Source organism: Bradyrhizobium sp. SZCCHNR1098, assembly GCF_032489375.1.
Lineage (GTDB): Bacteria > Pseudomonadota > Alphaproteobacteria > Rhizobiales > Xanthobacteraceae > Bradyrhizobium.
This window is the reverse complement of the sequence record NZ_JAUEXY010000001.1, coordinates 832,992-853,831: the sequence shown is the minus strand read 5'-3', so window position 1 is coordinate 853,831 and position 20,840 is coordinate 832,992. Positions and strand designations below refer to the sequence as shown.

Here is a 20,840-nt window from a genome sequence, read left to right as displayed (position 1 = left end):
ATTACAGGGGCCGGATCCGACACGTCCGCATCGATCGCTGGTTCGAATGGGGGCGTCTACACGATCACGCCGATAGAGACGATTGATCCCAATAACGGCAATGCCTACTACGTAACTTATAATCTGACGATGACGACGGCGCCGCCGACGACCTCCGACACGATCATTCTGAACTATTCGTCGACGACTGATGTTGGCACTGGCACGTTCGGCACCACCGATAGTGGCCTGACCATCTCGCTCTCGAACGTCACGCCCAGCCTCTCCGTCACCGCATTGTCACCGAGTTCCGGCCCGACCGCGGGCGGCAACTCGGTCGTCATCACCGGCACTGGATTCACGGGGACCACCGGCGCCGGCGGCGTGAAGTTCGGTTCGAACAATGCGACGAGCTACGTGGTCAACTCCAACACCCAGATCACGGCGGTCGCGCCGGCCGGGTCGGCGGGCACCGTCAATGTGACGGTCACCAATGGCGCGCCATCCCAGGCGGCGGCGGCGAATCAATACACCTATGTGGCCGCGCCCACGGTATCGTCGATCGCGCCGACATCGGGCCCCGGCTCCGGCGGTACATCTGTCGTCATCACCGGCACCGGCTTCAGCGGCGCGACCGCGGTGAATTTCGGCGCCACGTCTGCGACCGGATTCACGGTCAACTCTGCCACCCAGATCACCGCGACGTCGCCGGCCGGGACCGGCACCGTCGATGTTACCGTCACCACTGTGGGCGGAACATCGGCCACGTCTGCCGCCGATCAATTCACCTACATTCCCGCACCGACCGTGACCTCGATCTCGCCGACCTCGGGTCCCGGCGCCGGCGGCACCACGGTGACCATCACCGGCACCAACTTCAGCGGCGCCACCGCGGTCAATTTCGGCGCCACGCCGGCGACCGGCTTCACGGTCGACTCGGCGACCTCGATCACCGCGACTTCGCCAGCGGGAACGGGCACAGTCGACGTCCGCATCACGACAGCCGGTGGCACCTCGGCCACCTCGGCTGCCGACCAGTTCACCTACATCCCCGCACCGACCGTCACCTCGATCTCGCCGACCTCGGGGCCGGTGGCCGGCGGCACGACGGTCACCATCACCGGCACCGGCTTCAGCGGCGCCACCGCGGTCAATTTCGGCGCCACGCCTGCGACCGGCTTCACGGTCAATTCGGCCACCTCGATCACCGCGACCTCGCCCGCTGGGACCGGTACGGTCGATGTCCGGGTGACGATTCCGATAGGCGGCCCCTCGGCCACATCGGCATCGGATCAATTCACCTATGCCGCCGTGCCGACCGTGACGTCGATCTCGCCGACCGCAGGTCCGACAACCGGTGGCACGTCAGTCACAATCACCGGCACCGGCTTCAGCGGGGCGACGGCGGTCAATTTCGGCGCGACGCTTGCCACCGGCTTCACGGTCAACTCGGCCACCCAGATCACCGCAACCTCACCGGCCGGCACCGGCACGGTCGACGTGACCGTCACGACCGCCGGTGGAACGTCGGCAACCAGTGCCGCTGACCAGTTCACCTATGTCGCAGCACCGACCGTGACCTCGATCTCGCCGACATCGGGCCCTGGTGCAGGCGGCACCTCGGTGACGATCACCGGCACTGGCCTCAGCGGCGCAACGGCAGTGAATTTCGGCGCCACGCCGGCGACCGGCTTCACAGTCAACTCGGCGACCTCGATCACCGCGACCTCGCCGGCCGGCACCGGCACCGTCGACGTGCGCGTCACCACCGCGGGCGGCACCTCGGCGACCTCTGCGGCCGACCAGTTCACCTACATCCCCGCACCGACCGTCACCTCGATCTCGCCGACGTCAGGTCCGGCGGCTGGCGGCACCACGGTGACCGTCACAGGCACGAACTTCACCGGCGCCACCGCTGTCAATTTCGGCGCGACGCCTGCGACCGGCTTCACCGTCAACTCGGCCACCTCGATCACCGCGACCTCGCCGGCCGGCACCGGCACCGTCGACATCAGGGTCACCACTGCAGGCGGGACCTCGGCGACTTCGGCGGCCGACCAGTTCACCTATATCGGCCCGCCGACCGTGACCTCGCTTTCGCCGACATCCGGGCCTGTCGCCGGCGGCACCTCGGTGACCATCACCGGCACCAGTTTCACAGGGGCGACCGCGGTCAATTTCGGCGCCACACCGGCGACCGGCTTCACGGTCAATTCGGCCACCTCGATCACGGCGACCTCACCGGCGGGGACCGGCACCGTCGACGTCCGCGTGACCACCCCGAGCGGCACCTCGGCGACGTCGGCCGCCGATCAGTTCACCTACTCGCCGGTACCGACCGTGACGTCGATCGCGCCGACTGCCGGGCCGTTGGCGGGGGGCACGTCGGTGACCATTACGGGCACCGGCTTCACCGGCACCACAGCGGTGAATTTCGGTGCGACGCCGGCGACCGGCTTTACGGTCAACTCCGCCACCTCGATCACCGCGACCGCGCCCGCCGGCACCGGCACCGTCGACGTCAGGGTGACCACCGCGGGCGGCACTTCGGCCACCTCTGCGGCCGATCAATTCACTTATACGACAGCTCCGACCGTCACCTCGGTCGCACCAACCTCCGGACCTGGGATCGGCGGCACCTCGGTCACCATCACCGGCACCGGCTTCACGGGGGCGACCGCGGTGAATTTCGGCGCCACCGCCGCGACCGGCTTCACGGTCAACTCGGCCACCTCGATCACCGCGACATCGCCAGCGGGGACCGGTACGGTCGACGTCAGGGTCACCACCGCCGGCGGCACCTCGCCGACCTCGGCGGCTGACCAGTTCACCTATATCGGCGCGCCCACCGTGACATCGATCTCGCCGACGTCAGGCCCCGCGGCCGGCGGCGCCACGGTCACCATCACCGGCACCGGCCTCGCCGGCACCACCGGTGCGGGAGGCGTGAAGTTCGGCGCCGTCAATGCGGCGAGCTACACCGTCAATTCCGCGACCTCGATTACGGCCACCTCGCCCCCCGGCACCGGGGCGGTCGATGTGACCGTGACCAACAACGGGCAGACGTCCGCGACCTCAGTCGCGGACCGGTTCACCTATTTGTCGGCGACGACGCAGACAACCCTGAGCTCGTCGCAGAACCCGAGCCAGGGCGGTCAACCCGTGACGTTCACGGCAACGGTCACCGGGTCGGGTGGAACGCCGACGGGCACGGTCACGTTCAGCGACAACGGCACACCGATCGGAACAGCGACGCTGAGCGGCGGCGTTGCGGCCTTCACCACATCCGCGCTGGCGGTCGGCAGCCACACCATCATCGCAAGCTATACCGGCAGCCCAACCTTTGCGGCGAGCACCTCACCCGGCCTTGCGCAGACCGTGAACGTTCCGCTCGACAGCGTCAGGCTTCGCGCGTTGCAGCTCAACGTCACCAAGATGGTGGCGCAGAACTCAGGCCAGGCCATTTCCGGGGCGATCGACGATGCCATCGCTGATGGCTTCAACGATGGCGGCGCGTTCGTGACGCCCAGCAACGGCCGCATGCGCTTCAATTTCTCGGCTGACCCGCGGGACCAGGACGACGCCGCGGCGGTCCCGAGCTCGGCCAATTCGGGCAGCAGCGCCTTTACAGACCGTGGCGGAAACCCCGGCCCGGGCGGCAGATCCGCCCGTGGCCGGTCGCGCATCGACAATGCCTTCGCAGCGATCGACCAGCAGACGCCGGAGAAGGCGTTGCCAAAATGGCACGAGGACAAGCAGTGGCTGCTCTGGGCCGATGTGCGTGGCACCAACATCGACCGTTGGAGCACGACCAGCGCGTTCGGTGTCACTCAGGCAAGCCAAACCTCGCTCTACGGCCAGCAGCTCAACGCGCTGATGGGGTTGACCTACAAGGCGACGCCGAATGTCCTGATCGGCGTGCTCGGCGGGTATGAGACCTTCAGCTATACCGAGCAGGATATCAACGGGAAGCTCAAGGGAGACGGCTGGACGGTTGGCGCCTATCTCGGCTGGAAGATCTTGCCGACACTCCGCTACGATGCGACGGTCGCCTATTCCGGCATTGGCTATAACGGCACGGCCGGGACGGCGCAGGGCAATTTCAACGGCGAGCGCTGGATGGCGTCGACGGGACTGACGGGCATGTACAAGGCCTATGGCTTCCTGCTCGAGCCCTCGGCCAAGGTCTACGCGCTGTGGGAGCACCAGAATGCGTATACCGATTCGCTCGGCACCCGGCAGGGCACCAATGACTTCGCCAGCGGCCGCGCCTCCGGTGGCCTGAGAGCCGCCTACCCGGTGGCCTGGTTCGACAGCGGCATCGTGCTGACGCCGTTCGTCGGTATGTATGGCGACTATTACTTCAACAAGGAGGATGCCAACACGCTCGCCAACGGCGGCACCGGTCTGGCCTCGACCCCGCTGCTGCAGGGCTGGTCGGCGCGCGCCACGGGCGGTCTCGGCATCAGGACTCAGGGCGGCGCCAGCGTCGGGCTCGGCGCCGAGTTGGGCGGCATCGGCAGCACCACCCGCGTCTGGACCTACTCGGCGAGAGCGCGCGTGCCGTTCTCGGCCCAATAAAGCTTTGCTGATCGCCGGAATCAAAACCGCCCCGGCATGGGGCGGTTCACGTGAACAAGCCGTGCTTGGCGGAGTTCAGTACAGGCCGCGGCCGCTCATGATGTCGCGCGCCTCGTTGGCGCCGTCGTTCGGCTCTGCCCTGCCCTGCGAGACGTAGCGGCCGTCCTGGTCGTAGGACACAGCGCGCGGGTTCTCGAGGTTGCGGCCCCGCGTCCTGCTGGACGCCGACATTTCCGAGGTCGCGCCGATCGAGGCGAGATCAGCCGAGCCGTTGCCGAGCGTATAGGGGCGCCCTTCGGGCAGCGGGATCTCGCCGCGAATCGGACGGCCTGTGCCCATCTCGGGCACGAACGGCCTGGCCGAGGCGACGCGCACCAGGGACGGTGCCGGCGCCGGGATGCCCGTGCGCAAGGTCGCCATCAACTGGACGTCGTCTGAGCCCTCCAGCGGGGCGCGGCCGACATATTCGACCCGCACCTTGGCGATGCCGTTGCCCTTGAACTCGAGCAGATCGGCCGCCTTGTTGGAGACGTCGATCAGCCGGTTGCCGTGGTATGGCCCGCGATCATTGATGCGGACGATGAGCGATTTGCCGTTGGCGAGATTGGTGACGCGGGCGTAGCTCGGCAGCGGCAATGTCGGATGGGCGGCCGTCAGCGACGTCATGTCGAAGACCTCGCCATTGGCGGTCAGCCGGCCGTGAAAATCATCGCCATACCAGGAGGCCATGCCCTCGGCGCGATAGTTCGTATCCTCCTCGGGAACATAGGTCTTGCCGGCCACGGTGTAGGGCTTGCCGATGCGGTAGACGCCGCCGCCCTTCGGCACCGGCTCGCCGAAGCCGACGACGCGCGGGCTCGACGACACGCCGTATTTCGGATCGACCTTGCTGGCGAACTTGTTGGACGAGGCGCAGTTCGCGACCATCAGGCAGGCGAGGACGGCGACGGCACTGCGCACCGCTCTCTCGACCGGATCTGTTTGACCAATCCCCATCGACCCCAATTACCAATGTGCCGGTCGCAGCCGGGCCATCCCATCAGCCCCGCGCGCCGCGCGCTTGTCCCCGCGAGTCGCGTCCCCCGCAACTCAACGCACAAGGATAACGCAACCCGAACACGGCGGAAATGGGGTAGGCCCCGCCGTGGTTAACCGGAGCTTTCCGGCGGTTGTGACGAGGACGATAGCCGCCTAAGCGTGCGCTCCGCTCCGCCTCCTCGTTGCGAGTGCACCTTTTTGGACACATATGTTGCGTGAAATCCTCACTTGAGAGTGTTCTCATTTCCCGGGACCTGAATCATTTTGACTGTGCAGGGCTGCACGTCGTTTGCTTCACGTGGGGCGCAACAGGGTGTGTTCGCTATGATCGAAGCAATGACGGCAGTGATGGGCTTGGTTGGCGCCGGGATCTTCCTTGCTCATGCGTTTGAAGGGGTCCGCTCGCGGGCCTGATTCCGGACGGATCGGACAGCCGACGTCATGGTCGGCTCTCGTCCGCTTCAATGATTTCGTCCGCTTCAAGAACGACACTTCAGGAGCATCCCTGAAGCCGGCAGTTTCGACCAACAGATCTTTCAGACCGCTCTTCGTCCGGTCCTCCGCTTCTTCCGATCGACGTGAGGTCGGACCGGCAGCCCAGCTGTAGAAGGTGGCCCATGCGATACCCATACCTACGACGTCAAGACGTTGGACGTCCGGACTTGCTTTCGAGCAGCTTTCTCGCCCTGACAGCGCTGAGCACGGCAGTGTTGTGCTCGGGCCTGATGGTTTTCGCACTCCGCTAAGCCGCGGGCTTTGAGCTGATGCCGTTCGGGCAGGCGTGAATGCGCCGTTGACGAGCCGCAAGCCAGCACCCTAAACAAGGATCGCGTCGCTACCGCGCTGTCATGGCGCGGGTATCGCTGTTCCGGAGACGACACCGGATGGAAGGGTGGCCGAGTGGTTTAAGGCACCGGTCTTGAAAACCGGCGTGCCCGCAAGGGTACCGTGGGTTCGAATCCCACCCCTTCCGCCATTTGAATTAGGTAACCTCCTGAAATAACTACAGTTATTGGATCAAGCGCGAGGTGTGCCCTATCGCGTGCCCTAGCTGCGTGGTTTGGTTCGCTCCGCGCCGAGTCCGATCTCGATTAGACGACGTATTGCGTCCGACACGTTGGGAATCGGACGTTGTTCAGCGCGCCACCTCTCGATTTCCTCAAGCATGGCGACGCTAAAACCAACCATTTTCTTGACCGGGTAGACCTCGGGACGGGGCATTTTTACTCCACTAAAATATCGTATATGCGATATATGCATTATTGACTAACGCATATATCGCATATACGATATTTAAGTGAACAGGGCAAGCACCCTGCACCGAACCGGAGCAACGCACATGGCCAGCCGCACCGCCTGCAAGTCTCTCGCCCGCTTTCAGATCACGTCCCCCGAGTTGCCCGGCCCCGGCGTCATCTTCTTTTCCCTCGCTGATCTCCGGGACAGCTGTTCCGATGCCCTGACCGAGCGCCGCGCGATCGATGAATACAGGGTCGACGGTATCGAGGAAGCGCTGTGGGAGACGTTGCGCGGGCTCGGCTGGGATTACGCCGACATCGCCGCCGTAGCGCGCGGCGCCGAACTGCGGACAGCCTACGGAATGCCGGTATGACCGCGCGCCCCGACCCGATCGCCTATGCGCCTCGTGGCATGTCCCGCGAGGAATCGGCCCGGTATATCGGCGTCGGCAGCACCAAGTTCGACGAGATGGTCGCCGACGGCCGCATGCCGCGACCCAAGCGTATCGACGGCCGTGTGGTGTGGGACCGCCTCAAGCTGGACATGGCGTTCTCGGATCTGCCCGACGACACGAGGGTGAATCCGCTGGACCGCATGCTTTCATCGTGACTGCTCGGCCTTCTTCTCGCGATACCTCTTACGCGCTCGCACTCTGCGACGCTCTCGTATTTCTTCGCGGTAGGCATCCGTGGTGCGGGCGCGTTCTTCATCGCGAAGCCGCCTCTTTTCGACGCGCTTGCTGCGCGCGTTTTCCAATGCTTGATCAAGCGCCATGTTCGACAGCTCCATGGCCGTGAGACCGAGCGAGTTGGGCACAGCAGGCGTCGTCCGCGGCGCCCTCTGCTCTGGCGAAACGCGGGTCTGCTCGAGCATCGCGCGGACGCCGGCCAGTGACGCCAGATAGGACTTGCCAGGTCGGTAGACCGTCAGCTTTCCCTCTCGCGCCAGGCGCCGCAGTGTCTCGCCTGTCACGCCACCGTCGGGGAACGCCAGCCGCGCAAGCTCGGGAAGCGGTCGCAAGGTCTCGTCTGTCCAGTCGGGAGAATCGGCCATGCACCGACCATAGTCGAGCTGCGGAGAGCGCGCTTAACGTTGACACTCCGCGTTTACTTGCTGCGCCGCCACTCAATCGCAACGATTTGTTAACTATATGAGCGCGTGCTATTGGAGCATCCCCGAGGGCCGCTCCATGCTGCTGCGAAACGTCGTTTGCTCGATCGCCCTGCTCGTCATCGTATGGGGCTATTCCGAAGGGCTCGCGGTCCTTCGGCACGTCATGAGCTTCGGCGGCTATATGACCTTCTGCGCCGTCGGCGTCGCGCTCATGGTCACTGCGGCTTTCGCCTTCGACTGGCATCAAGCGCGTAGCCGTTCGCAGCGATAGCCGAGAGCAGCGCCGAGGCGTCACCGACCCTTTTCCCAGCCTCAGCATTGCCCTGCCGCCGCTCGATCGCATCCGTGATCGCCAAGAGACGCGCATCTCGCCCCGCACCCTGCTCCGTCAGCGCCCGCGCCACCTCGCCGTAATGACGCGTCGGGTCCGATCGCGTCAGGGCATTGACGATGCTCTGCACGCCCATCTTGGCCACTGTGCTGGCCATGCCGGTTGCGGTCGCGTTCGGGTTGATCAGCGGCGTATCGGTCGACGGCTCCGGTTTCATTTCCTTGCGCGCGGCGTTGCGCAGATCGGTCTGAGATCCGCCGACGACCTTGGTGTGAGTGTCGCGGAACACGGTGTTGCGGTCGACCGAACGGGCCAGCTCGTCGGCAGCATCCTGCCCATGCACCGTGCCTAGCTTGGCCGTATTCCAGCCGCCTTCGCCCTGCAATTCGCGCTTGAGCTCGACTAGGTCATTCGCCTGTGTGCCGAGGATGCGTTCAACCTCGCCGCGCGATCCCTTAGCCAGGGCGATTTTCTCGCCGTGTGATAGCGGATCGAACTCCATTGCGAAGCGCTCGGGTGACGGCGTGGTCTTGCCGGCGCCGAGATACTGCGTCCCCGCCTGCACCGCATCCATGCGTTTCGCGAGCGCCGCCGATTGACTGTTCGCCTCGGCATAGCCGGGTACCTGCTTCTCGAGCGCATCGTTGATCGCAAAGCGCATCTGTTTCAGTGCGCCCTGCTGTCTGGACAGCGCACCAGCCGGCACGCCGAGCCCCGGCGCGTCGTACTGGATCACGTTGTCCAGCTCTTGCTTGACCTTGTGCAACACGCTGGCGTCGTCGTGACTCATCGGGACGTCTTTCCAGCGTTCATTCCCGAGCTTGTCGTATTGCGGATACCCCTCCGCGTCGAGCACCCGCTGCTTTTCCTTTCGGGTCAGCATCTCCTGCAGTTTCGTGAGCGCCTTGTGTTCCATGCCGCCGGCCGGGGTCTGCGCGATGCGGTCCTCCAGCTCCGTCATGATCGGCGCAATCTTGACCGACGGCGCATTGTCCAGGGCGGCCGGATACGCAACCGCGTCCTTCTCCTCGCGGATGCGCCGAATATTGGCGCTCGCCAACTGCGGATCCTCCGCCGGCCCGAGCGCCCGGTTCACGTCCGACTGAATTCGAGCATTCGTGCCCTTGTCGCGGGTCGTCAGCGCGTTCATTGCGACCGAGCGCCCTTCGTCTGAATTCAGCGCCGCACCCTGCAGTTTGCCGAGCAGAGCCGGCCCGGCGTCGCCGAGCATCGCATCCGGTCCAAGCTCGTCGAGACGCGCCCGCACCGCAGCCGGACCATCCGCCGCCACGCCCTTGATGACGTGGCTGGACGCACCGCGGGACATACCCTCGACGCGCCCGCGCATCGCATTCATGACCTTGCCGTATGCCGCGCCGACGGCTGCCGACGTGCCGGGAATCGCACCGCCAATCAGAGCGCCCGTGCCGAGCCCGAACAAGGTGTCCTTCGCCGTCTGGCCTGGATCGGTCCAGTCTTTCGAGCCCGCCGCGCCCTGGACCGCACCGAACCCCGCGCCGGTACCCGCGCCGAGCAGGGTCTTTGTGCCGAGGCTTGCGCCGCGCGCAGCAGCGCCGAGCGCACCGAGCGGCAACGCGACTCCGCCGACCAGGTTCGCGCCCGTGGAGATGACCGGATGCTCCGCGGCGAATTCGTCAGTTCGTTTCCGCTCGCGTTCCAGGTTCGCGGCGTAGTCATTGCCGACACCTTGGCCAGTGACCAGTTCGGAGACGCCGTGCGGCTGCGCACCAACGCCCGTCGCGGCGCTCATGCCTGCGGCGAACCGGTCGGCCAAGCCGAATGTCATGCCATTGGCCAGGGCGCGGACGACGTTGTCCACGGCCTTCATGTAGCCGCCGTCTTCCTTCGGAGCGGCGGATTTGGCCGGATAGGCTTTCGCCATCACGCTCTTGATCGTGTCATCGCTCGTCCCCACTGGAAACTCTGCGATCGAACCGTCAGGTGCGCCGATGTGGATTGGATCGCCGCCTCCCGGCCCGTTCAACTGCCGCAGCAACTCCGGATCTGTGACGGCGCCCTTCGGCTCCGGAGCATTCAAGATAGTCAGCAGAGCGGGATCTTTGATGGGCGTTGCCATTGTATTGTTTCCTTGCGGTGCAGTGCAACTAATTAGTACGAAATGTCAACGTTTAGCGCGACCGTTGATCAGCTACTTAAAACCCACTATCTCAGGTGATACATTGCAGATGGTGGTCAAAAGTGCGCATTTTGCTTTTGAGTTGTTTGATAGTCGCAGGTGCTTTGCTCGTGGTGAGATATCAGGCCGCATGTCCAGTGAACTCATTTGCAATTGGCACGGTCGTTGTCCTCGCTGGATGTAGCCGCAACTAAAGGATCTGACCGCCCGATGACAGCGAACCGGACGCGTTGCCAGGGATTGCAGTTGACGGAGTTCCGGCATCGGTGCGCACCGTCGATTGATCTCGAATGAAGTAGCGAGCCCCGGTTACGTTGCCGGTGTTAACATAGCTAACGCTACTGAGTTGAACAAACGACATGCCGAGCGCCGCAACGGTCTGCTGCGAATACGGAGACGACGCAATCCACGTCACGGTTCTGGTGTTGAGGTTCACGCCTCCGCGATCATTCGCAAAAATAAAGTAAGAAGCGCCGCCGGAAATAACTATGTTGCCGTCCGCCGCAATGGAGCCGCGATTATCAACGCTGATTTGAGCGTCTGTGCACGTTCCAAAATAGACGCCGCCCATTAGCCGAATGTTCGCACCGTCCGATGCCTGAATTCCGATATTGGCCGTGGGAGTTGCCGCGCCAGCCTGCCCAACCTGCAAATCCTGCAATTCGACGTTCACCGAGCCGTAGCAGCCAACAGCCGCGCCCGTGGCGTCAGAAATGACAGTCTTTGTCGGGTCTGAGTTGTTGCCCTTGATCAGGATGGTACATCGACCTTCATTGCCAACGGGCGTAAAGGCTATGTGCGCCAGGCTGTAGGCGTTCGCGTTGGCGACGCCCGCCGTCGCATTGTCGGCAAGCTGGACCGTTACCAGGGCCGTCGGATAGGTCGAGATGCCGCTAAGATCAAATTCGTCTTTGATGATCTGGCGAATCCCGCGATTCATGGTCTTGACGGCCCCCCCTGCGCCGGTCGAAAGGCCGTCGTTCGTTTCCAGGCCGTTGATTGCGTCGATGTTGACTACTACATTGTTTGGAGCTTTCCAGCGCGTCCGGCCGTACATTCGCCAAACGTTGTTCTGATTTTCGATCGTCACTGACTGCCGCGGCCAAAGCATCGTCTCGATGCCGATCTGCCAATCGGTTTTGATGCCGGTGCCTCCGATGGCGTCCACCGTGAGCGTCAGCGTCGTACCGCTGTAGGACGCAACAAGGCCGCTCATCCAATTGGTGTTGCCGGACGCGGACCACGCGCGCACCCGCTGGCCGACGGGGATATCCAACCCCGCCGTGATGGTGAACGCCTTTGACCCAAGCCCAATCGCAAGGCTGGTCGTGCTGACGTCAACTGTGGTCAGCAATTGCTTGCTGCGGGTTGAGTCTTCATTGACGACACGGATTGCCCATGGCGCCGTGTAGCCTGACGCCGGGCCGAATGTCGCGGCGTAAAGTGCAGTTCCTCCCAACGCAAGACTGCTACCTACGTCAGCGTTTGCTACCGTGTAGGCGGCCGTTTTCGCGAGACGCGTTCCCGTCAGGATGCCGGTCAGAGTGCCCGTCGCACCGTTGATCGATGCAACGCCCGTTGCCGCGGAGAGCGATCCGATCGTCGTTTTCTTGAACGCGTTGCTTGCCGCACTGTCCTGAATCAGAACGATGTCACCCGCGACCGGAGTCGCTTTCAGCGTCAACGCCGTGACGTCAATATCCGCTTCGTTCGCCAGGGCTCCGGTCGAATTACCCTTGAGCGTGTACGCGGCCATCTGCGCCCGCATCGCATTGGTGACCGCATTCACCGAAGCTGACGTGACGACCGTTCCGCTGGTGCTCGGGAAGGTCTGGACCGTGGCGTCGGTGCCGGCGAGAGCGAGGCTGTTGCTGACGGTTAGCGTTTTGCCATCGGCAATGGTCAACGTCGAGCCGGTCGCCGGGGTGGTCACCGCAACCTTGTTGATCGACGTCGCGGTAAGAACACCGAACGCCTGCGCCGCGGTGAACGTGTTCGCCGAATTGGTGAGCGGCACCAAGCTTGCCGCTAAGGCGCGGACTCCGGTCGTACCGTCAATGAGGAAGATGTCGCCAGCGGCTACACTCGTCGCGGCGGTCTTGTCTTTCGGTCGAATGATTGCCATTCACGCAACCTCCTCGTTGATGACAGCCGTAGCGAGGTCGACCGGGTCCAGATCCATGTGATGACACAGGGCGACAATGCCGGCCTCGGGGTCGGAGCGGAGCATATTTTCCATTCCGATGTAGTTGCGCAGCGCCTGCTTGACGGTCGTGCCGCCAGCCGCCGCGATCGCGTGGAATTCGGCCAGATCGGCGTCACGCTCGGCTGCAGGGCGGTACCTCTCGAAACCCCGCGCCAGCTCCGCGACCGCGCGCAGCGCTTCGGCGCGCACGACCTCAGGAGTCGCAGCCCACGCTTCGCGACTGATTTTCCAACTGGACGGCGGCGGGTCGATGATATCCACGACGTTTGTTCCTTCTCGAATGCGAGCCATCAGATAGCCCCCTGTGCACTGGCGAGCGCTTCCCGCACGGTGCGAATCGAATCGCGCCGCGGCCGGTGCCTGCTCGACGATCCGGGCTCCGCGGCCTCGCGGATTGCATCTCGGGTCGAGCGCTGGCCGCGCCGGTCATCGAATGCGTTCTCGCCTTGACCATGTCCCGGAGCGCCGCCGATGCTCCTTTGTCCAGCATCGCTCGGCTTCTCGACGACCGGTGCAGCCTGCTTGCCGGTCAGGCGCTTGTACTGCGGATGCCGCGCGATTGCAGCGGCCCGCTTCAGGGTATCGAGCGCGTCGGTCCGATTGTGCTGGAAGGTGGGAAGCGCCATGATTGCGGCCATCTCCTGCAACGTATCTTCGTCGCCGGGAATGTGACCGTGATCAATAGCCAGCGCCAAACCGTGCATCATGTTGTCGAAACGCTGCTGATACGCCGCCTGCCGCTCCAGCTTGGCGCCGTATTCCTGCACCTGACGCACACTGACCGGTGCGCCGGTCGACGCGGCTAGGCGCGCGGACGCGTTGTGCGGGTCTTCCCGAAGGGATTGGTCCCAGCGCTGCAACTGCATCAGCAGATGCGGCAGGTTCGCGCCGTACGTCTTGACCGCATCCTTGAGCGATTCCGCGTCCTCGTGCCGCTGCCGAGCCCGCTGGACGGTGCCACGCATGCCCTCGGCGCGCTTCTCCGCCTCGTACGGCCGGAAGCTCTCCAGCGGCAAACGAACCAAGTCCTCCAGCATCAACTCACGGGCGCCGATGGGATCCTCCTTAAACGCCCTGTCCCACGCCGCCGCACGCTCGACGATCTCGCCAATCGTGAAGCGCGGATGATAGTGCCGAAGCTTGGCAATCGCCTCGCGAACCTCGGCAGTGTCCAAATTGACGTCGGGATGATCGGCTGCAACCTTCTCCATGGCGCTCGCCACGGTGGAATGCGTCCAGCGGCGTTCCAGGTTGCTGCCCACGGTGCGGACCAACTGGCGCTCGTTGTTCGCCAGACGCTCTTGCTTCGTCTGCGCCCGCGCCTCGACGGCCGCAGCGGCCTTGCGCAGCGCCGCCTTGCGCTCGGCGGCGGTCTTGACCCGCACCTCGGCGCGGCGTTCCCAGGTCTCGCGGATCGCACCACCAAGGCCGACACCGCTGCTCGGGCCGCTGGACGGCGCAAGCGGCAGGAGCGGCATGGTGCCGACGATCTGCGCGGGTGAAAGGACAGTCATAGTTAGATGCTCCTCGAAGTGTTGATAACGCGCGCCAATTCTTCCGCCGTGCTCTCCGACCAGCCGTCGCGGTGCAACTCGGTCGGGCAGGCCCGCTCAAGCCGCAAGCTTTCCGCCAGCGTATGAAGCATGTGCATCGCCTGCGCGGCATACAGCGGCTCATCTGGAGCGGCCGGTGCCGCCTCGACAGGGAGAGCACGGATCGCCACGTCTGGCGCAACGAGCACCGAGCGCGGCGATGCGGGCTTCTCTGTCGCCGACAGGGGCGGCCTATATGCGGCAAGGTTCAGGGTCGGCTGCTCCGGTGCCGGCAGTGACGCCAAGTGCGCCTTGACCTTGGTATGGCGACTGGCAATTGCCGTGCAGATACCGATTGCGGCCTTTGCATCGACGCCGAAAGCACGAAGCGCGCCGATGTCCGGTTCGCCGCTGGCGATGATCTCGCCGAGATATTTTGCCAGCGCCCAGCCGAAGCCCTGCCCGGCTAGGCTCGAGACATTCGGATCCATCGCATCGATTTGACGCGACAACTCTGCGGCGGCCGGTGCCTTCAGCTCTCCGAATTCAGCAGCCATGACGCAGACCCATCCCCGCAGCTATGCTCGCCAGTTCTCTCTGATGCTTGGCGTGCTCCATCTCGCTCAGCGCAGCACGCCTTGCAGCTTCACGTTTTTGGATCGCTGCATGGAGCGCCGCTTGTTTCCTGTAGGACGTCAGCACTCGCTGTTCCGCTGCGATTGCCGCCTCGTGCGCCGCTTGCTTGTTGGCCAAGCGCCGTTTCGTGCCTTCAAACTCGATCTTGGCCAGCTCGGCCTGGTGCCGCAGATCCAGCGCCATCGACGCATCACCATTGGTGGCGGTGTCGACCTTGCGGGCTGCGCGCCGAATGCTGTCGCGGACACTCACGGCGTCACCTCGCGCTCGGCGGTGTCGTCGCCATGGAAGAAGTTGAGCCGCGCCAGCAAATCGCCGCACGCAGTCCGGATCACGTCCGAGCGGCCCCATACGGTTTCGCGATTGAGTTCTTTGTCGCTCGCCATAAGACCGGCAACCAATGCCGGCGCAGTCGCCTTGCCTGGGAAATCGTCCTTCATCGGGCGCCGGCTCATCAGTGCGCGCCCCTCGCGACGATAGCCGCACTCGTCGCAACCGCGTCGCTGCTGCTCCAGCCCATCTGACGCAAATTCTCAATGCACGGCGCGCCGAGCTTGATCAGGCGGGCCAGCTCGACCGCCACGGGACCGGGAAAGCCCGAACGGCAGAGCAGATCAGCGCTCGGCTGCGCGGCGTCGATATGCGTCGCCAACGCGGTCGCCTTGCCGCCTGACATATGCTTGAACGTATGAGGTGCCGTTGCCATGTTATGCGGCCTCGGCGAGTGTCAGCAGAAGGTCGAGATCGGCTCGACGGACAGCCAGGCGCCGCGAGTTGAACGCAATCCACTTCACGCCATGAGCGCGCAGCAGCTTCTTCAGCGTGGCATTGTCTCCGATCCCAAGCAGCGCTCGGGCATCGGGGAAATATACGAGGTTGGTCGACATGTGCGGATTCCTTTGGTAGCGCGGCGCGCGGATGAGGCGCGCCAGCGCTGAAAGGGATGGTGTCGTGATCGTATTGGAGGGGGTGCCGGTCTGAATCGGCTGTAAGGCGCAACGCCAGGGGCGTGCCGGGCATTCGGAGCTTATGAGGCTGTCCGGCGTTCTCTCGGTGAACGCTGACCGCGCGGGCGTCTGAGACGCGCTATTCGTCTATCTGCACTAGCTCTGCAAAGCCCATCCGACACACCGCGCGAGGCTTCCTAAGCTGGCCGGCTCAGGCTTCTTCGCTCAGGTCCATTGCAGCGGACCCTGATGAGTCTTCCGGGCAGAAGACGTCTGACAAGCACAGTGCACGAAGGAAATGAAAGCTTCGTGAACGTTCACAATGTTTCGGGATGTTGCATTTTCCAGGGAGTAAGAGCGCGGGCTGCGCCCGCTTGTCGTCGTCGGCCGCATCGCCCACGCGAGCATCTTAAACCTATTAGTTACGCGGTGCGGCGGATCAGGCGGTCTAAACCTATTAGTTACGCGGTACATCGGTCCGCACTAAATCGCACTAAAATATTGCGGCGCTGTTCCGCCCTACGTTCCTGACAGGGTCAAAAGCGGCCTGTCAGTTTCGATCGAAAAATCAGCGGCAAACTGACAGAAAACTGACGCGTCAGAAACGGCCTGTCAGCCTGTCAGAAAATCGCTAAAACATGCACGGTTTCAACGTACTAGCTATTTCCACGGCTGTCAGAACACCGTTGTCAGTTAGTGGGGCCCTTAGGCCCCTACTGACGGTTTTTCCTGACAGCCATATCCCATAGGGTGTCAGCCGTCAGGATGTCAGGGGTACACCTGGAAAATGAACCCCTGACGGCATCGGCGGAAGCGGCCGATTTGTCCGCGCCAGCTCGATCGCGTTCAATTCCTTCTGTCCCGCCTCGGTGACGCGCCACTTACCCAGCGTTTCCTTCACCAGCTTATCGCTTGCGAGACGAGTAAGGTTCCGCTTGACGCGGTTGCTATTGGGCTCCGCCCTCGCGCCGAACGTCCAGTTCAGGGCGCGCGCCAGATCCGTCGGCGTGGCGCTCGGCATGCGGTGCACGGCATCAAGTAGCAGTTCCATATCCGCGTCGGCGCGCTTCTCCATGACCTCGGCTGCGCCTTCCGACACGGGCCGCGCAACAACCGTCGGAATCGCCCGCCCCTTCACGTCGCGCAAGATCGGGTGGTCCCGAACGACATTCAATTCGTATTTGCATTTCCAGTCCTGCGAGCCGCGGAACTTGATTTGTGGGCATACGGTCAGAACGCCGTTTTCCCTGATGACGGCCAGATTGCCGTCAACCTCCGCGATGAAGGCGCCGCCGCCGCGCGGCATCAGGTCGTCGCTGTTGGCGCGTTTGGTCGGGTGAGCCAATACGATGACGCACGGCCCGCCGGGAAGATTCGTCAGCGTCCGCAACTGCCGAGCATAGGCGCCCATCTGCGCGTTATTGTTCTCGTCGTCGCCAAAGTTATAGGCCGCGGCCGTGTCGACCACGACCATAGCGAGGCTCAACTGCTTCTTTTGCACCTCCGCCACGATCCGGCCCGCCACCTCGCCGATGTTCATTGCTCCGACCAGAAAGTGAATGTCGGCCGTCGCGGGGTCGATGTCCATCGACAAGGAAAGCCCGAGCCACCTCGCCTGTACGTCGGTCGGGTTCTCGCCGGCCAAATACAGGACCGTCCCCTTTTCCACCTCGGCGGTCCCGAGCTTCGCGCCGGTGATGACGTGAGCAGCCCAGCGCATTGCAATTGCCGTCTTTCCGACGCCCGTTTGCGCGGTCATGCTGTAGAAGTAGCGCCGCTGTATCATGCCGTCGATCAGGTATTCGGGCGGAACAAATCCTTTTACAAAGTCCGCAGACGAGATGATCAGGTCGGGCATCGGCGCGGCAGGGGCGACCATCGGCGGAACAGGAAGGCGGACAACGTTGCTCACGGGCGTAACCTTTTTCGGGTAGAGGTGATCGTGCTTCTTGTGCCACGCGGCGACACGCGCCTCGTGAGCGGAAACCTGCTCGTCGGTCATGTCCTCATCGTCGTCCGTGAGATTCACGAGCTGTTTGCGGATTTCGTCCCACTCCGATTCGGCAACGACGCGGGACGCCGCGCGCTTCTCGATCAGATCATCAAGCGAGTTGGGAGCGCCGGCCGCGAGCCATGCCTCGTGCTCGGCGTCATCCCGCTCTGCTTGGCGCGCTGCAAGCTTCTCCTTGGACGCTGGCGACAGATCCATCCAACGATGGACCCGTCGCATATCCTCGCGGAACTTGGCATCCTCGGCGCGCTGATGCTTCCGGCCCGCCAGTTCTTCCGGGCTGCAGTCGAGCCCGCGATCGTGCAGATATTCGCCAAAGCGCCGCTCGACCGACGTCAGGGCGACCCGAGGCGGTCCGATGCGATCCTCAACAGGAACGCGGTACTTTCGTTTGGTCGAAATAGACATTGGGGAACTCCAGTTGGAGCCCCGTGCACAACCATATTGCGTCCGCTGTCGAAATGTGTCATACAGGCAATTCTCCAATCACCGAGTACGCATTTCGACCGCCTCTGCATGACCCGTGCAGGGGCGGTTTGCGTTCAGGCGGCTTTCTTCTGCTTCTCGTGCGTCGCGATCCAGTCGGCAACGGCCTGTTCGGTGATGAGTACGCGCTTGCCGAGCTTCATGGTGCGCGGCCCCATACCCTGTTCCTGAAGCTTGAAATACAGCGTCCGGGAGATACCGTGGTTGACGCAGAATTCGTTGATGGAGATGGATTTCATAGCGTGCGACCTTCCAATTGCATGCGAACGCGCAGCAAAACGCGGTTCGCAAAACTGTTCAGAATTTGGGGATTGGTGCCGGTCTGAGCGGCTGTAAGGTCTGGCGCGGCGTCTATTCGAGGCTCGCGGCGAGCGGTTTGAGCGCTCGCAATATGATTACGGTGCGCGCAACTAGTTAATAGTTCGTCACGGTGCGCAACAGTATTCAGCCCACGCGATCATAAGCCCGCGGCGCTTTTCCAGGGCATCGCTTCGCCGATAAGCCGCTTCCGTCGCGTCCTCGATTGTGTGCGCCAAGGCCGCTTCGCACACGTCCCGCGGAAAGTGCGTCTCGTTGCCGGCCCAATCACGAAAGCTGCTACGGAACCCGTGAACCGTCGCGTCGGCGTCCATCCTGCGCAGCAGCATCGCCATTGCCATCGACGACAGATCGAATCGACCTCCGACCTCCGCCACGATCTGCGACGCGCGATCGGACAGCGGCACCCGATGCTCCCGCCCCGCTTTCATCCTCCCCGCCGGCACTGTCCAGACCTTCGCCTCCGAATCAAACTCGCCAGGTTCAGCGCCGAGCACCTCGCCGCTCCGTGCGGCCGTCAAGATGGTGAATTCCAGGGCCAGGGCCGCCATTGCCTGCCGCTCCCGCAACTGCTTCACGAATGCCGGCACGGCCGCGTAGGGCATCGCCCGATGGTGTCCGCGGGTCAGCCGCTCCCGTCGCGGCAATAGCTGGTCAAGGTGCCCTCGCCATCGCGCCGGGTTCTCTCCCGATCGCAGATCCTTCGCCCGCGCGGCGTCCAGCACCCGTTCAATCCGGCCGCGCAGCCGGCTCGCCGTCTCGGGTTTGGTCCGCCAGATAGGCTGCAGGACCGCCAGCACGTCGTGCACGCTGATTGTCGCCACGTCGAGCGGTCGCAGCGAGGCGCAATAGTCCATCTCGGTCGGCTCGCCGTCGGGCGCCTTTCCCAGGAGCGTCATTTTCCATTGCGCGGCGTGCTTCTCGTTGCGCCAGCTCGGCGCCATGCTCGTCACAACCGCCTCGGCAACCTTTCCGAATGTTGCACCCGCGGTCTTGCGCACCGATCGCGGATCCAGACCCTCGGCGAGCGCCGCCCGTGCGGCCGTCGCCAACTCCCGCGCGCGTGCCAGCGACACGTCTCGAGCGCTCCCGAAACCGATCTCTGTCGGTTTGCCACGCCATCGGAAAAGGAAGGTCCAGCGCCGACCGCCGTTCGGAGAGATGGACAAATACAAGCCGCCGCCGTCGGCATGCCGGCCCGGCTTCACGATACCGGGCAATCCTCGTGCGCTCAGTCGATTGATGCTTCTCGCCATGCGCCGCTATCCCTCTGCCCCAACACGTGCCCTAGCACGTACATGGGATTATGCGATAGCGTGCGATAGCGTGCCGGACTCTAAATTGTCCTAAGCCATTGATATACCGAGAATGTTTGGACCGTCCGGTAGTGTGCCGAACCTTCACGGACCGACGTTAGGGGGACACCCCTTCCGCCAAGTCTCCTTCCACGTGTCCTCGAATTCCACGTCCCCGAACTTGCCGCTGATCCCCGATCCGATGGATCGGCTGGCCGCGCACAGCGCTGGCGAGCGCGCCCGCAGCCCCCCTGCTCAGAGCCGCGCGCCCGGTCAACGACCAGGGTGCGCCCCATGGCTTGCCTGCGGCGCGCGGTGGCCGTTCACGGCGCCGGCGGTCTCGGGGGGCACGCCGACCCGCTCCATCAGTTCGCGAACGTCGCGGATGCGGTTGTCGAGAAGGCCGTGCATCTCGCTGAGCGTCCAACGCAGCTCATCCAGCGCGCCCGGTGCCGCGTCGGGAAAATGCGAGAGATGATAGATCATCTCGTTGAGCACCTGCCGCAGCCCGTACAGGTCGTCATGGGCGAGCTTCTGGACATCGAGCTGGCCGAGCAACCGCTGCACGAAGCTGCGGCGATCGGGTGGCACGTGGCGCAGATCGACGAACCGGTTGACGTGGAAGGCTCGCGGCGCCTCGGCACTGCCGGCCGCTTGGGCCAGCGCGAGGCGCACGCTGTCCGCGTTGAGGTCCTCGGTATCGACGGAGAGCGTGTTCGGGAACAGGCTCTTGTAGCGTTCGATCAAGGCGTGGGTCTTGTCGTAGTACCAGCCGAACTTGTCGGCCAGCGACAGATCCATCCATTGCTGCCTCGACATCTCTCCGAAGTGGAAAGCGGTCGGACGCTTGCGCTGCGCGGCCGGCGAATCGGCGTAGTAGACGTGGTTCTGCGGCGACAGCTCGGCATTCTCCACCAGGCTTGCGATGCACGCCGCCCGGTCCATGCCGGTCAACGCGACCAATTGCCAT

At 63.9% G+C, this 20,840-nt stretch carries 17 protein-coding genes, 1 tRNA gene and 1 pseudogene; 4 read left to right on the top strand and 15 right to left on the bottom strand.

Features of this window, described 5'->3' with window-relative positions:
• Positions 1–129 precede the first annotated feature (129 nt).
• Complete coding sequence (locus QX135_RS03915) at positions 130–4,560, top strand: IPT/TIG domain-containing protein (protein ID WP_316178237.1); 4,431 nt, start codon at positions 130–132, stop codon at positions 4,558–4,560.
• A gap of 75 nt (positions 4,561–4,635) precedes the next feature.
• On the opposite strand, the gene QX135_RS03910 is transcribed toward QX135_RS03915, so the two are convergent.
• Complete coding sequence (locus QX135_RS03910) at positions 4,636–5,556, bottom strand: septal ring lytic transglycosylase RlpA family protein (protein ID WP_316178239.1); 921 nt, start codon at positions 5,554–5,556, stop codon at positions 4,636–4,638.
• 928 nt (positions 5,557–6,484) lie between these two features.
• On the opposite strand from QX135_RS03910, the gene QX135_RS03905 reads away from it, so the two are divergent.
• The 3 genes from QX135_RS03905 (at position 6,485) to QX135_RS03895 (ending at position 7,446) form a co-directional block, all read left to right on the top strand.
• Positions 6,485–6,574: transfer RNA gene (locus tag QX135_RS03905), tRNA-Ser, on the top strand.
• A gap of 363 nt (positions 6,575–6,937) precedes the next feature.
• Positions 6,938–7,210: a hypothetical protein gene (locus QX135_RS03900; protein ID WP_316178241.1), complete on the top strand. Its 273-nt coding sequence runs from the start codon at positions 6,938–6,940 to the stop codon at positions 7,208–7,210.
• On the top strand, positions 7,207–7,446 hold the full coding sequence (locus QX135_RS03895; protein ID WP_316178243.1) for a hypothetical protein: 240 nt from the start codon (positions 7,207–7,209) through the stop codon (positions 7,444–7,446). Before QX135_RS03900 ends, QX135_RS03895 begins: the two co-directional genes overlap by 4 nt.
• On the opposite strand, the gene QX135_RS03890 is transcribed toward QX135_RS03895, so the two are convergent.
• From QX135_RS03890 to QX135_RS03825, 14 genes and pseudogenes are all read right to left on the bottom strand, one after another.
• A complete protein-coding gene (locus tag QX135_RS03890; RefSeq protein ID WP_316178245.1) occupies positions 7,438–7,890 on the bottom strand; it encodes a hypothetical protein in 453 nt (150 codons plus the stop codon). The two genes, QX135_RS03895 and QX135_RS03890, sit on opposite strands and share 9 nt — an antisense overlap.
• A gap of 275 nt (positions 7,891–8,165) precedes the next feature.
• On the bottom strand, positions 8,166–10,379 hold the full coding sequence (locus tag QX135_RS03885; protein ID WP_316178246.1) for a hypothetical protein: 2,214 nt from the start codon (positions 10,377–10,379) through the stop codon (positions 8,166–8,168).
• 250 nt (positions 10,380–10,629) lie between these two features.
• Positions 10,630–12,564: a hypothetical protein gene (locus QX135_RS03880; RefSeq protein ID WP_316178248.1), complete on the bottom strand. Its 1,935-nt coding sequence runs from the start codon at positions 12,562–12,564 to the stop codon at positions 10,630–10,632.
• The gene (locus QX135_RS03875) at positions 12,565–12,906 is read right to left on the bottom strand and encodes a hypothetical protein (RefSeq protein WP_316178250.1); all 342 of its coding nucleotides are present in this window, start codon (positions 12,904–12,906) and stop codon (positions 12,565–12,567) included.
• A 29-nt stretch (positions 12,907–12,935) separates the two neighbouring features.
• A complete protein-coding gene (locus QX135_RS03870; RefSeq protein ID WP_316178252.1) occupies positions 12,936–14,159 on the bottom strand; it encodes a hypothetical protein in 1,224 nt (407 codons plus the stop codon).
• A gap of 2 nt (positions 14,160–14,161) precedes the next feature.
• Complete coding sequence (locus tag QX135_RS03865) at positions 14,162–14,734, bottom strand: hypothetical protein (protein ID WP_316178254.1); 573 nt, start codon at positions 14,732–14,734, stop codon at positions 14,162–14,164.
• Positions 14,724–15,065 (bottom strand): hypothetical protein, encoded by a 342-nt coding sequence (locus tag QX135_RS03860; protein ID WP_316178256.1) that lies wholly within the window; start codon positions 15,063–15,065, stop codon positions 14,724–14,726. Before QX135_RS03860 ends, QX135_RS03865 begins: the two co-directional genes overlap by 11 nt.
• On the bottom strand, positions 15,062–15,253 hold the full coding sequence (locus QX135_RS03855) for a hypothetical protein (RefSeq protein ID WP_316178258.1): 192 nt from the start codon (positions 15,251–15,253) through the stop codon (positions 15,062–15,064). The genes QX135_RS03860 and QX135_RS03855 overlap by 4 nt, the downstream gene beginning before the upstream one ends.
• A gap of 14 nt (positions 15,254–15,267) precedes the next feature.
• Positions 15,268–15,465, bottom strand: a complete 198-nt coding sequence (locus QX135_RS03850) for a hypothetical protein (RefSeq protein WP_316178260.1) — start codon at positions 15,463–15,465, stop codon at positions 15,268–15,270.
• Between the two features lie 55 nt (positions 15,466–15,520).
• Entirely contained in the window at positions 15,521–15,700 is a 180-nt protein-coding gene (locus QX135_RS03845) for a hypothetical protein (RefSeq protein WP_316178261.1), read from the bottom strand.
• A 1,393-nt stretch (positions 15,701–17,093) separates the two neighbouring features.
• Positions 17,094–17,618: pseudogene (locus QX135_RS32415) on the bottom strand (AAA family ATPase); the annotation flags it as partial.
• Positions 17,619–18,313: 695 nt separating this feature from the next.
• A complete protein-coding gene (locus tag QX135_RS03835; RefSeq protein WP_316178265.1) occupies positions 18,314–18,496 on the bottom strand; it encodes a transcriptional regulator in 183 nt (60 codons plus the stop codon).
• 186 nt (positions 18,497–18,682) lie between these two features.
• Entirely contained in the window at positions 18,683–19,831 is a 1,149-nt protein-coding gene (locus tag QX135_RS03830; protein WP_316178267.1) for a tyrosine-type recombinase/integrase, read from the bottom strand.
• Positions 19,832–20,143: 312 nt separating this feature from the next.
• The gene (locus QX135_RS03825) at positions 20,144–20,833 is read right to left on the bottom strand and encodes a hypothetical protein (protein WP_316178268.1); all 690 of its coding nucleotides are present in this window, start codon (positions 20,831–20,833) and stop codon (positions 20,144–20,146) included.
• Between the last annotated feature and the right edge of the window lie 7 nt (positions 20,834–20,840).

Bases quoted from the DNA above. Each gene is read 5' to 3' on its own strand.
- QX135_RS03915 (WP_316178237.1), top strand. From the start codon at position 130: ATGACGACGGCGCCGCCGACGACCTCCGACACGATCATTCTGAACTAT.
- QX135_RS03910 (WP_316178239.1), bottom strand. From the start codon at position 5,556: ATGGGGATTGGTCAAACAGATCCGGTCGAGAGAGCGGTGCGCAGTGCC.
- QX135_RS03900 (WP_316178241.1), top strand. From the start codon at position 6,938: ATGGCCAGCCGCACCGCCTGCAAGTCTCTCGCCCGCTTTCAGATCACG.
- QX135_RS03895 (WP_316178243.1), top strand. From the start codon at position 7,207: ATGACCGCGCGCCCCGACCCGATCGCCTATGCGCCTCGTGGCATGTCC.
- QX135_RS03890 (WP_316178245.1), bottom strand. From the start codon at position 7,890: ATGGCCGATTCTCCCGACTGGACAGACGAGACCTTGCGACCGCTTCCC.
- QX135_RS03885 (WP_316178246.1), bottom strand. From the start codon at position 10,379: ATGGCAACGCCCATCAAAGATCCCGCTCTGCTGACTATCTTGAATGCT.
- QX135_RS03880 (WP_316178248.1), bottom strand. From the start codon at position 12,564: ATGGCAATCATTCGACCGAAAGACAAGACCGCCGCGACGAGTGTAGCC.
- QX135_RS03870 (WP_316178252.1), bottom strand. From the start codon at position 14,159: ATGACTGTCCTTTCACCCGCGCAGATCGTCGGCACCATGCCGCTCCTG.
- QX135_RS03865 (WP_316178254.1), bottom strand. From the start codon at position 14,734: ATGGCTGCTGAATTCGGAGAGCTGAAGGCACCGGCCGCCGCAGAGTTG.
- QX135_RS03855 (WP_316178258.1), bottom strand. From the start codon at position 15,253: ATGAAGGACGATTTCCCAGGCAAGGCGACTGCGCCGGCATTGGTTGCC.
- QX135_RS03845 (WP_316178261.1), bottom strand. From the start codon at position 15,700: ATGTCGACCAACCTCGTATATTTCCCCGATGCCCGAGCGCTGCTTGGG.
- QX135_RS03835 (WP_316178265.1), bottom strand. From the start codon at position 18,496: ATGAAATCCATCTCCATCAACGAATTCTGCGTCAACCACGGTATCTCC.
- QX135_RS03830 (WP_316178267.1), bottom strand. From the start codon at position 19,831: ATGGCGAGAAGCATCAATCGACTGAGCGCACGAGGATTGCCCGGTATC.